11 protein-coding genes are annotated in these 11,468 nt (G+C 63.6%); 4 read left to right on the forward strand and 7 right to left on the reverse strand.

Translation table 11 applies throughout. The features are described 5' to 3' along the window. Positions 1-21: 21 nt before the first annotated feature. On the reverse strand, positions 22-1,488 hold the full coding sequence (locus tag P1T08_14350) for an AAA family ATPase (GenBank protein ID MDF1597255.1): 1,467 nt from the start codon (positions 1,486-1,488) through the stop codon (positions 22-24). A gap of 19 nt (positions 1,489-1,507) precedes the next feature. Here P1T08_14350 and P1T08_14355 point away from each other — a divergent pair, with 19 nt between their 5' ends. The 4 genes from P1T08_14355 (at position 1,508) to P1T08_14370 (ending at position 4,915) form a co-directional block, all read left to right on the forward strand. Next, the gene (locus P1T08_14355; GenBank protein ID MDF1597256.1) at positions 1,508-1,951 is read left to right on the forward strand and encodes an archease; all 444 of its coding nucleotides are present in this window, start codon (positions 1,508-1,510) and stop codon (positions 1,949-1,951) included. 133 nt (positions 1,952-2,084) lie between these two features. Further along, positions 2,085-2,465 carry a large conductance mechanosensitive channel protein MscL gene (gene mscL / locus P1T08_14360; GenBank protein ID MDF1597257.1) on the forward strand — a complete coding sequence of 127 codons (381 nt, stop codon included), beginning with the start codon at positions 2,085-2,087 and terminating at the stop codon, positions 2,463-2,465. A 64-nt stretch (positions 2,466-2,529) separates the two neighbouring features. After that, positions 2,530-3,954, forward strand: coding sequence for an RtcB family protein (locus tag P1T08_14365; GenBank protein MDF1597258.1), 1,425 nt, complete (start codon positions 2,530-2,532; stop codon positions 3,952-3,954). 478 nt (positions 3,955-4,432) lie between these two features. Next, positions 4,433-4,915, forward strand: coding sequence for a DoxX family protein (locus tag P1T08_14370; GenBank protein ID MDF1597259.1), 483 nt, complete (start codon positions 4,433-4,435; stop codon positions 4,913-4,915). 67 nt (positions 4,916-4,982) lie between these two features. On the opposite strand, the gene P1T08_14375 is transcribed toward P1T08_14370, so the two are convergent. From P1T08_14375 to P1T08_14400, 6 genes are all read right to left on the reverse strand, one after another. Next, complete coding sequence (locus P1T08_14375) at positions 4,983-5,381, reverse strand: MerR family transcriptional regulator (protein MDF1597260.1); 399 nt, start codon at positions 5,379-5,381, stop codon at positions 4,983-4,985. 3 nt (positions 5,382-5,384) lie between these two features. Continuing rightward, complete coding sequence (gene dnaJ / locus P1T08_14380) at positions 5,385-6,512, reverse strand: molecular chaperone DnaJ (GenBank protein MDF1597261.1); 1,128 nt, start codon at positions 6,510-6,512, stop codon at positions 5,385-5,387. Then, on the reverse strand, positions 6,505-7,092 hold the full coding sequence (locus tag P1T08_14385; GenBank protein ID MDF1597262.1) for a nucleotide exchange factor GrpE: 588 nt from the start codon (positions 7,090-7,092) through the stop codon (positions 6,505-6,507). Before P1T08_14385 ends, dnaJ begins: the two co-directional genes overlap by 8 nt. A gap of 25 nt (positions 7,093-7,117) precedes the next feature. After that, positions 7,118-8,965 carry a molecular chaperone DnaK gene (dnaK, locus tag P1T08_14390; protein MDF1597263.1) on the reverse strand — a complete coding sequence of 616 codons (1,848 nt, stop codon included), beginning with the start codon at positions 8,963-8,965 and terminating at the stop codon, positions 7,118-7,120. A 209-nt stretch (positions 8,966-9,174) separates the two neighbouring features. Further along, a complete protein-coding gene (locus tag P1T08_14395) occupies positions 9,175-10,053 on the reverse strand; it encodes a DMT family transporter (protein MDF1597264.1) in 879 nt (292 codons plus the stop codon). A gap of 19 nt (positions 10,054-10,072) precedes the next feature. Continuing rightward, positions 10,073-11,314, reverse strand: a complete 1,242-nt coding sequence (locus P1T08_14400; protein ID MDF1597265.1) for a hypothetical protein — start codon at positions 11,312-11,314, stop codon at positions 10,073-10,075. Between the last annotated feature and the right edge of the window lie 154 nt (positions 11,315-11,468).

Here is an 11,468-nt window from a genome sequence, read left to right on the forward strand (position 1 = left end):
CGTTGAGACCGTCGTGGCATCTCATGCGGGCACCGATCGTGCGCTTGCCCATCGGCGTAGCGCCGAGATCTCCTCTGCCCTGGCGACCGAGAGGGGGACGGTGCTCTGCATTTCGATGGCGATGTCACGGGTCGCCATGTCCCGGTCTTTGGCGAACGCCCGGTAGAGGGCTCCGACTACTGCCGCTTCGATCTCGGCGCCGGAGAACCCATCAGACAGCCGGGTGAGTGCAACGAGGTCGAAGGCTTCGGGGTTCCGGCCGCGTTCGGTGAGGTGCACTCCGAGAATTGCTGTCCGGGCGTCGTCGTTGGGGAGGTCGACGAAGAAGATCTCATCGAACCGACCTTTGCGGAGGAGTTCCGGTGGAAGGCTCGAGACGTCGTTGGCTGTGGCCACCAGGAACACGCCGTCCGGCCGATCCTGCATCCACCGCAAGAAGGTGCCGAGCAACCTCCGGCTGACCCCGCCGTCACCATCCCCGGAGGTGGCGAGGCCCTTCTCGATCTCGTCGATCCACAAGACGACGGGAGCCATTGCATCGACCGAGTCGAGGGCACGGGCGAGGCGCTGTTCCGACTCGCCGATGTACTTTCCGTAGAGCCGGGACGGGTCGAGGAGTACGAGCGGAAGCCCCCAGGCCGCCGCCACCTTCTTGGCGATCAGGGATTTCCCGCAACCGGGTACACCGGTGAGGAGGACGCCGCGCGGGTCATCGATGCCCAATGAGGCGGTACCGGCTGCTCTGGCGCGCCCCCGTATCTCCAACCACTGTTTGAGCGACGCCATCCCACCAACGTCGTCGAAGCCGCCCCTGGTTGCCTCGACGAGTTCGAGTGTGCCGTCTGTAGTGAACATGGCTGCTTTGGCGACCCTGACCTTCGTCAGGTCGGATGAGTCGACCACGCCGTCGTCGGACGCCGCCCGGTGCAGCAGACGATCGGCCTCCGACAGGGTCAGGCCCGCCACCGCCTCCACGAGACCGGTGACGTCTTCGGGGATCAAGTCGACCCGGATCCCGGCTCGACGGAAGGTGGCGAGCGCCCGGTCGACCAGATCGGCCATTTCAGCGCGCCCGGGCGGCCGCAGTTGCCACACATGCGCCAGTGATTCGAGTTCGGCCGGCACCTCGTGGTTGGGTCCGGTCAGGATGAGGGTCTGGCCGGGCACGGCTTCCTGGCAGACTTCCTTGAGCCGGCGAACCACCATGTCGTCGCGCAGGATCGTGTGGGCATCCGCGAAGACGAAGACCGACGGCGACCGGATATCCTCGACAAACGAGAGTGCCTGGTGGGGATCGACCGTCCCGTACATGGCCTCCGCCCCGTCCCGGGTCAGGCCGCGCGTCGACGACCAGACCCACAGCGGGCTGGCGAGCTCGCCGGCCAGCTGGCGGATGATGCCCAGCAGTCGCGGTTCCTCCTGGGTTTCCACCATCAGCAGCGGAAACTGGGAGGCGAGCAGGACGCGGAGATCGGCAACACTGTCCATAGCGGGCATTATCGGCAGCTTGACCTCTCTCCTCGAGCACAATGGGATTGTGCGACGCTTCGAGATACTGCCACATACCGCCGACGTTGCCGTTGCGGTCTACGGAGAGTCTGTGTCCGACCTCTTCGCCAACGCCGCTTCCGCGTTGTTCGAGCTGATGTTCGAGATGGATTCGCCTCGGCTCGGGCCGACGGTCCGGGTCGAAGCGACGGGCGACGGCCTCGAAGAGCTGTTGGTGGCGTGGTTATCGGAGCTGCTGGCGATCGCCGAGGTCGACGGCGTTGCCCTCGCCGATTTCGAAGTGACCGTCACCGGTGACAACAAGGCGGCCGGTTCGGCAACTGCGATACCGGTCGAGGACCTGGTGATGGCCGGCACGCCGATCAAGGCGGTCACCTACCACGAGCTTCGAGTGCGGGAGGTCGGGGGCATCTGGACGGCGACCATCGTGTTCGACGTGTGAGACACTCGCGATTCGATTCTGGCATCCCGGCGGCTGATGTCATTGCGTAAGCAATTCGGGCCGGGAGCAGATCAGCGGTGCAGTGGAAAGCTAACCTGCGGTGGGAAAAAGCAAAAGAGGGAGTCCCACCTTGTTGAAAGAGTTCAAAGAGTTTGCGATGAGGCCAACGCTCATCGAGATCGCCGTCGGCCTGATCATGGCCGTCGCGCTGGGCGCGTTGGTCAACGCACTGGTCGAGTTCATTGTCATGCCGATTGTCGGCATCATCTTCGGTGAGCCGACATTCGATTCCGTGCTGGTCCTCACGATCAACGATTCGATGATCCGGGTGGGTTCGTTTCTGACCGCGGTCGTGAAGTTCGTCTCGATCGCGGCCGCCGTGTTCTTCTTCATCATCAAGCCTTACCAGGCCTACCTGATGAAGAAGGGTCCCGCTGAAGAACCAGAAGCCGAAGCCGATCCCGAGGAACTCGTCCTGCTGCGTGAGATCCGCGACGCGCTGAGAACTCGCTAGATACCCAAGATGCTCGGAGGCCGGCGGGGAGTGCCCCGCCGGCCTCGACGCGTACGCTTGGGCTATGACATTGGTCCGCTCCTCCGACGTTGTGTGGGACCTGACTCGCGGACCGGGGATGCGGGTTCCCGGGCGGGTCTTCGCCTCTGAATCGCTGATGCTGAAGGTGAAGGAAGACCGGGCACTTCAGCAGGTCGAGAACGTGGCGCATCTGCCGGGCATCGTCGGCCATTCGATGGCTATGCCGGACATCCATTGGGGGTACGGCTTCCCGATCGGGGGAGTGGCCGCCACCGACGTGGCGAGCGACGGAGTCGTCTCGCCCGGTGGGGTCGGGTTCGACATCTGCTGTGGCGTGAGGTTGCTCGCTTCGGGTTTCGATGAGGCCGACTTCCTGGCCAGGCGGAGTGAGCTGATGGCCGAACTAGACCGGAGGATTCCCCGTGGACTCGGGAAAGGCGCCATCGCTGATGCCGGTCTGCTGCGCCGCACGCTGACCGGCGGCGCCGCCACGGTCCTGGAGGCGGGCTACGGATGGTCGTCGGATCTCGACAGGTGCGAGGAGCGGGGCACGTCTGCCGGAGCTGACGCCACAGCGATCAGCAGTCGGGCGTTGGAGAGGGGTGGAGGGCAGCTCGGATCGTTGGGCTCGGGAAATCACTTCCTCGAGGTGCAGGTCGTGGATGAGATCCTGGATATGGCGGCCGCCATCGCCTTCGGTTTGGCCCCCGGCATGGTTTTGGTGATGATCCACTGCGGCAGTCGCGGCCTCGGCCACCAGACGTGTACCGATCAGCTCAAGCTGATGGGTTTTGCCATGAACCGCTACGGGATCGAGGTCCCCGATCGGCAGCTCGCCTGTGTTCCGGTTCGCTCCCCGGAAGGTGAGCAGTACCTGGCGGCGATGGCTGCGTCCGCCAACTTCGCCTGGGCTAATCGTCACGTCCTCGCCCATGAGGCCAGGAGGGGCTTCGCCGCCGCCTTCGGCGTTTCGGTCGAACGGACCGGGATGCAACTCATCTACGACGTGGCCCACAATCTGGCCAAGCTCGAGCAGCACGAGATCGGCGGGGCGACGCGGCTGCTGTGTGTGCATCGCAAGGGAGCCACCAGGGCTTTCGGGCCGGGCCATCCCGACCTACCGGAGGATCTGCGTGGTGTCGGTCAGCCGGTCCTGGTGCCGGGCAGCATGGGAACCGCCTCCTGGGTGCTGCGCGGCCTGGCCGGCAACCCGGCCTTCGCCTCGGCCGCCCACGGCGCCGGCCGGTTGATGAGTCGCAAGCAGGCGAAGCGGCAGGAGACGGGCCACCGGGTGATGGACGGCCTCGAGGCAAAGGGAATCTCGGTGCGACCCGGTTCGGTCGGACTCCTCAGCGAAGAGGCCCCCTACGCCTACAAAGACGTCGACGAAGTGGCGCGGGTGTGCGAGGTGGCCGGCCTGGCCAACCGGGTGGCCAGACTCCGCCCGCTGGGGGTGGTCAAGGGCTAGCCGCGAATAGTTCCTCCGAAGGTGAATGGTCGTGGTTGCTAGGGACACTGAGAGCGACCGCGTTTCGGACGCTTCAGCGAGCGAAGCGGAGTGGAGAACGGTGCTCTTGTCGGTCCCCCCTTTGGGGGGAAGGTGCCGCCGCCGGCAGGCGGGGGTAGGGGGGCTCTGTTGGCAAAGCGGCTCTTGTCGGTCCCCCCTTTGGGGGGAAGGTGCCGCCGCCGGCAGGCGGGGGTAGGGGGGCTCTTGTCGCGGCAGCAGGCTTCCGCCCCCGGATCCCACGACACAACCCCTTCCGGGTTGTCTATCAGGTGAACTGCCAGATGCTGCAGGGCGGAGGGGGCGCCGAGGCAGAAGAAGACGCCCCCCTCGCCCCTCTCGGGGCACTCCCCCACAATCCTGTGCGAGGAGAATGCGAAAGGAGCCGTAACATACGATTCTCCGACTACAGCTATACCGTCCGCACCGATACCGTTGTCGAATGGACCGAACAACGTTTCAGGAAATCGACCCGCGCGTCACCCACTGGTTGGCCGAACACGGTCTGCTGTTCCTAAGAATCAGCATTGGCGTGATCTTCTTCTGGTTCGGGGTGCTCAAGTTCTGGCCGGGATTGAGCCCCGCAGACCAACTCGCTACAGATACGATCTACAAGCTCTCGTTCGGATTGATGCCGGACGACCTCGCCAGGATCTTGCTCGCAATCCTCGAGACTGCGATAGGTATCGGGCTCATCACGGGCAAGCTAATGCGACTGACGTTGCTGATGCTCGTGGGCCAGATGCTCGGGACGGTGACGCCGCTGGTCCTGTTCCCCGACGTGACGTGGTCCGGGCTTCTCGTGCCGACGCTCGAGGGTCAGTACATCCTCAAGAACGTGGTGCTGGTGTCGGCCGCCCTCACGATCGGAGCGACGGTGCGCGGAGGCGGACTCACCGACGATCCTGAGATCCTCCACGCTTGATGGTTTCTCAGCAATGCTGTGTATCGAAAACCGACCACTGCATTGCGGAGAAACTCTGGTACCTCTGCTATTCCTGTTTCCCACGAACGTCTGGTAGGGACTTTCGGTGTAGAACGATCTCGGATCGGTAGCTGCGGTGCACCTGGCGGATCTGGTACTCGGCGTTCTCGTGGGCTTCACGCACCCGATCCTGGAGTTGATCCACCTTGGAACGCAGGTTCATGAGGAGGTTCTCCAGTTCGAGGACCCGCTTGACACCTTCCAGATTTAGCCCCTCGTCTGTGAGCGCCTGGATGAGTGAGAGCCGTTCGAGGTCGGCGTTGGAATAGCGGCGGGTGCCGCCCGGGGTCCGGTACGGTTCGATGAGTCCGCGTCGCTCGTAGATACGCAGCGTCTGCGGGTGCACACCGGCGAGCTCGGCAGCTACCGAGATCACATAGACGGCTTCTTCACGTTTGCTCGCCATTGCTTACACCTCGAGGTGGGCGCGGGGACTCTCTTGTTCGAACTCCTCGGCAAACTGCTCGAGCATTTTCTTGGCCGCTCTGGGCAACTTCTGTGGCACGGCCACTTCCACGGTAACCAGGAGATCGCCCGCTTTGCCGCGTGCACGCGGGACGCCTCTCCCTCTGACCCGAAAAGTCTTGCCGCTGCGCGTTCCGGCCGCCACCTTGAGCTTGACCGGACCGTTCAGGGTCGGGACGTCGAGGGCGGTGCCGAGCGCCGCTTCGGTGAACGTTATAGGCACCCGCACTGTCAGGTCCTGCCCCTTGCGGTGAAAGATTGGATGCCGGGCAACGTGAACCCTGACGATTAGATCACCGGCTGGCCCACCATTGTTGCCGGGTGCGCCTTTGCCGCGCAGCCGGATGGCCGAACCGCCGGCGACCCCGGCAGGTATCTTGACTCTGATCGTCCGGGATCGGACCTCAGAGCCACGGCCGTGGCACGTCGAACAGGGCTGCTCGACGAGTTTGCCGTTGCCCCGACACTGCGGGCAGGGCTGGGAAATCGAGAAGAACCCCTGGCTCTGGGCAACCGTTCCGGCACCCCTGCAAGTCGGACAAACCTGAACCTGAGTGCCCGGTTCTCCGCCCGAGCCGCCGCACCGGCGGCAAGCAGCCTCCCCTTCAACGGCCACCGAGGTGGTGACTCCGTGGAAGGCGTCCTCGAAGGACAGGTGGAGTTCGGCATGGTGGTCGGCGCCACGGCGCGGACCGGTTCGGCCGCTCCCGCTGCTGAAACCGAACAGGTCACCCAATCCGCCGGCGCCGCCGAGGAGGTCCCCGAGATCCTCGACCCGCACTCGTTGTCCTCCGGCGAACGGGCCGCCGCCTCCTCCGAAACCCTGGAACCCGCCCGAATCAACCATCCGTCTGACCTGGTCGTACTCGGTTCGATGTTCCTCGTTCGAGAGGGTCGCGTAGGCCTCCGAGATATCCTTGAACTTACTTTCGGCAGACGGGTTGTCCGGGTTGGCGTCTGGATGGTGCTTCTGGGCGAGCTTTCGATAAGCGCGTTTGATCTCGTCTTGAGGCGCGTCTTTGGCGACGCCGAGGACCTTGTAGAAGTCCTTGTCAACCCAGTCCTTATTCATGGTTCACCGAAACGAGCGCCGCCCGGATGACCTTCCCCTTCAACGTGTAGCCCTTGCGCATCTCAGAGGCGACGACGATGGCATCGCTGCCACCGCCGGTGGCCATCATGGCCTCGTGGACCTCTGGATTGAATGGTTCGCCGGTGGTGGGAATGACCTCGAGTCCTTCTGCCTTCAACAAGTCAAGTAGCTGATCGCGGGTACTGAGCATTCCGCTGAGCAGTTTCTGCTCGGCGGGGGTCTCGGCTCCGGTCGCCAGCGCCGCATCAAACGTGTCGAGAACGGGCAACACCCGCTCGACGACGCGCTCGGCGGCCCGCTCGATGGACAGACTCAGGTCGCGCTGCGTGCGTTTGCGGTAGTTGTCGAAGTCGGCTGCCACCCGTTGGAGATCGTCGAGGTAGGCCGAAGCGTCTGCCTGTGCCTGAGCGATCGCGCTGAGAAGCACTTGCTCTCGCTCCGTGGGATCGTTGGGAAGGATCAAACCGAGGGCCAGCGGATCGATTGGTTCACGTTCGTCGAACTCGATGATCTCGGCCTGCACCGCTTCCTGTTGTTCTTCTCGGTCGTACTCGTTCATGTCGTAGTCCGGATGATTCCGGGGCTCATGCCTCGGAACCATCCTCATCGATGATCTCGGCTTCGACGATTTCCTCATCGGAGTCGCCGTCGTCCGAGCCTTCGGCACCGCCGGCCGCGGCCTCCTCTTGCGCGGCCTGGGCATACAGGCGTTGCGCCAGGGCCTGGGAGGCGGTGAGCACGGCTTCGATCTGATTGCGGATCTCTTCCGCAGTCGCCGACTGGTTCTCGGCCATCTTCTTCAGATCTGCCAGCGCCGATTCGATGCCGGCCTTCTCGTCCTCTTGGAGCTGATCGGCCTGTTCTTTGAGGAGCTTGTCGGTTTGGTGAGCGATCTGATCGGCGTGGTTGCGGGCCTCAGCCAGCTCACGCTTCTGGCGGTCCTCTTCGGCGTAGGCCTCGGCATCCTCAACCATCCGTGCGATGTCCTGTTCGGCAAGGGCGGTACCACCGGTGATCGTCATCGCCTGCTCCTTGCCGGTGCCGAGGTCTTTGGCGTTCACATGCACGATGCCGTTGGCATCGATATCGAACGTCACCTCGATCTGCGGCATGCCCATCGGCGCCGGCGGGAGGCCGGTCAGGCGGAACTTGCCGAGGCTCTTGTTGTCCATGGCCATCTGGCGCTCGCCCTGGAGCACGTGGATTTCGACCTCAGGCTGGTTGTCATCGGCCGTGGTGAACGTCTCGGACCGCCGGGTCGGGATGGTCGTGTTGCGTTCGATCATCTTGGTCATGATCCCGCCCTTGGTCTCGATGCCGAGGGTGAGCGGAGTGACGTCGAGGAGAAGGATGTCCTTCACGTCGCCCTTGAGCACGCCGGCCTGTATGGCGGCTCCGGCTGCCACGACCTCATCGGGGTTGACGCCCTTGTGGGCTTCCTTGCCACCGGTCATTTCCTTGACGAGTTCCTGCACGGCCGGCATGCGGGTGGATCCACCGACGAGGACGATGTCGTCGATGTCGGACATGGACACCCCGGCATCCTTGATCGCCTGGTTGAAGGGTCGCTTCGTGCGGTCGAGCAGGTCTTCGGTCAGTTTCTGGAATTCCGAGCGGGTCAGCTTCTTCTGGAGGTGGAGAGGGCCTTCGGCGGTAGCGGTGATGAACGGCAGGTTCACCTCGGTCTCCGTTACCGACGAGAGTTCGATCTTGGCCTTCTCGGCGGCCTCCTTGAGGCGCTGCATGGCCATCCGGTCCTGCGAGAGGTCCACGCCGGACTCGTTCTTGAACTGGGTGACGAGCCAGTTCATCACCACATCGTCCCAGTCATCGCCGCCGAGCTTGGTGTCGCCTGCGGTCGACTTGACTTCGAAGACGCCCTCACCGATTTCGAGTACGGACACATCGAAGGTGCCGCCTCCGAGGTCGTAGACGAGGATCGTATGGTCATGCTCTTTGTCGAGTCCGTACGCGAGCGACGAAGCGGTGGGCTCGTTGATGATGCGCAGCACGGTCAAGCCGGCGATCTCCCCGGCTTCCTTGGTGGCCTGGCGCTGGGCGTCGTCGAAGTAGGCCGGCACGGTGATGACGGCCTCGGTGACCGGTTCACCGAGGAACGCTTCGGCGTCGCGCTTCATCTTCATGAGGATGCGGGCCGAGATCTCCTGGGCCGTCAGCTTTTTGCCGTTGATCTCGACCGACCAGGACTTGTCGCCCATATGCCGCTTGACCGACCGGATGGTGCGGTCCGGGTTGGTGATCGCCTGGCGTTTGGCGACCTCGCCGACCAGAACCTCGTCATCTTTGAAGGCGACGACCGACGGGGTGGTCCTGCCGCCTTCAGCGTTTGGAACGATCGTGGGTTCCCCGCCCTCGAGGACGGCGATGACGCTGTTGGTTGTGCCGAGGTCGATACCGACTGCCTTGGCCATGGTGGTTGCTCCTTCGTTTCCGGTCGCAGACCGGTCCGTCTTTGTTAGTTCTCAGTGATTATGCACAGTATAACCTGAGTCGACCCTTGTCATATTTCCTCTTTCTTGTGTTTTCTCCTATAGGTAACCGTTTTCGCGCGGGGATCGCCCCATATAGGGTGGGATTGCCGCGCGAAAACAAGATCTCTGCGGTGGCCGCCGGAGCGGCCTCACTGCACGGCGATCAACACGACGCCTGAGACGACCAGGGCGACGCTTCCCATCAGGTGCCAATCCACGTGCTCGTCTCCTTTGAGGAACAGCATTCCGAGCCCGATTGCCCAGATCCCCTGGGTTGCCTGGAGGATGCCGACGACCCAGGCGGGGAGATAGCCGAAGGCGCTGAACTGCGAAAGGAGCGCAATGCTCGTCGTGACGCCGGCGGCCACGAACCACCAGGGGATCGAGTGGACGTTGGCTGCCACCCGTTCGCGAATCGCCCCGCGCAACACATCGACCGACATCAGGACCGCGAAGGCGGCTGTGGCACCCAGGAATGCGCCGATGATCGAGCTATCGAATCGTTGTAGTCCCCACTTTCTGAGTACGAAGGCGGTTCCGAAAAACATTGGAGCCAGGGCCGCGATCACGTAGAACCCGACCGGCACTTTCTCGCCGGTCAGGGCTCCGGCTGCGCCGGCTCTCAATCGAACCAGCCAGAGCAGCCCACTGATGACGAGCATGCCTCCGAACGCCTCGGTGAGGCTCAGGGACTCCGCCAGCACGATCCAACCGACGATGGCGGCCACGACGGGTGTTCCCGTGATGAAGGCACTCGCCCTCGTCGAGCCGATCAGGCGCACGGCACGGAGGTTGAACGACCTGCCCAGCACTGATCCGACGACGCCGGCTACGAGTAGCGCCGTCACCCCGGCGGCGTTCCACGGAGGACGGACGGCAAACGAGGCGACCAGGCCGAGGACGAGAACGTTGACGGCCACCGTCATCAACACTCCGTCATCGCTGGCACGGTGCCGATGACCGATCCTGACCAGCACCGATGACAGCGCAAAGAAGAAAGCCGACCCGATGCCGAAAACGAAGCCCATCAGGAGCTAACGAACGGGGTCAAGTGGCTTCCTCGGCGGCGCCAAGCAGTGTCGCTTCCTCAACGGTGAAGTTGCGCATCAACGCGTCGGCACCGATCAAGGTTCCCTCGAACGTGATCATGCTTCCCTTCTCTGGGACGACCGATCCCGGCAACTGCACGATGGCGTCCACTTCGGTCGATCCGAAGAGGTCGTGTTCGAGCGATGCCACGGTTACAACGGCCTTGATGCCCGGACCCCGCCCGAACTCGGGATCGAAGTCGTAGCTGCGGGCCTTCTTGACGACCCCCGACCAGCGGACCCGCTTCCCGGCGTAGCCGGCTGCGAAGCGGTCCCGGATCACGAAGCTCATCTCCCGTCCGCCGAACAGGTCGGCGGTGGCCGCGGCTGCTTCGATGCCGGATGTATCGACGGCGCTCTGTTCCGATGGTCGCGCCGGTTGCGCCGCCAGGGCACCTTTCCACCGGAGAACCTCCGGATCCGCAGGCGCCAGGTTTTCGAGTTCCCTAACCCTTTCTTCGAGTTCGGCCACGTTGCCGGCGGCTGCCAGTGTGTCGAGTTCGGTTAGCCGTCGCTCCACGTCGTCCGGCTGAGATTCAACGGCTGCTCTCATTCTGCCGAGTGCTTCCCCGAGGTCGCCCGACTCACGAGCCAGGACTGCCTCATCCAGGTCACCGGCATTTCCGCTCAGGCTTTGCCCCACTCCGGCGAGGCGCCGCACTGATGAGATGAGCACCTCCGAATCACGGATGATCCGGCGAACGTCAACCCGGACGCCGGTGTTCCTCACCTCGAGAATTGGATAGGTCGCCAGCAACCGGTGAAGCGTCATCCGCCTCTGCCCCGTGAGGTAGGCGGACATTCGATCACGATCGTTGGTCTTGACCACGAAGGCGTCATCGAATGACGGGTCACCTATCTCGACGTCCTGCATGCCGACCATCCGGCGGAAGAAACCACCGACCTTGGTTTGGCGGGAGAGCTCGAACTCGAAGCCGATCGACGGGTACTCCACCTGAAATCGCGTGTATCGCTGCTGGTTGTTGCCGCTTCCTTTGGTGATCGTGTGCACAGATACCACTAGACCGGAGATCAAGCCATCCATGCGTGGAGAAGAGAACATGCCTCCAGGGTTCAGATCGAGGCCGAGCTGGGTTGCGGCCTCCGTCCACTGTGCGATCGTTTGCCGATGATTGAGCATCGCCAGCGATACAACCGCCACTGCGGTCAGGGCTACGAGTACGAAGATCACGCTTGGCATCAGTCAGCGAGTCTAAGGCCAAATGAGGTCGTCCCCCTCGCCCATACGGGACCGGGGGAGAGGCCGGGTCTTGGCGGTCTAGGTGGCTGCCGAAAAAGTGGCTTTCGGTGAGGTTGGTTGGCGGCGGGCCAGTCGTGGGTGATGCCGGAGACCA

This window comes from Acidimicrobiia bacterium (assembly GCA_029210695.1).
Taxonomy (GTDB): Bacteria; Actinomycetota; Acidimicrobiia; order Spongiisociales; family JAHEDJ01; genus JAHEDJ01.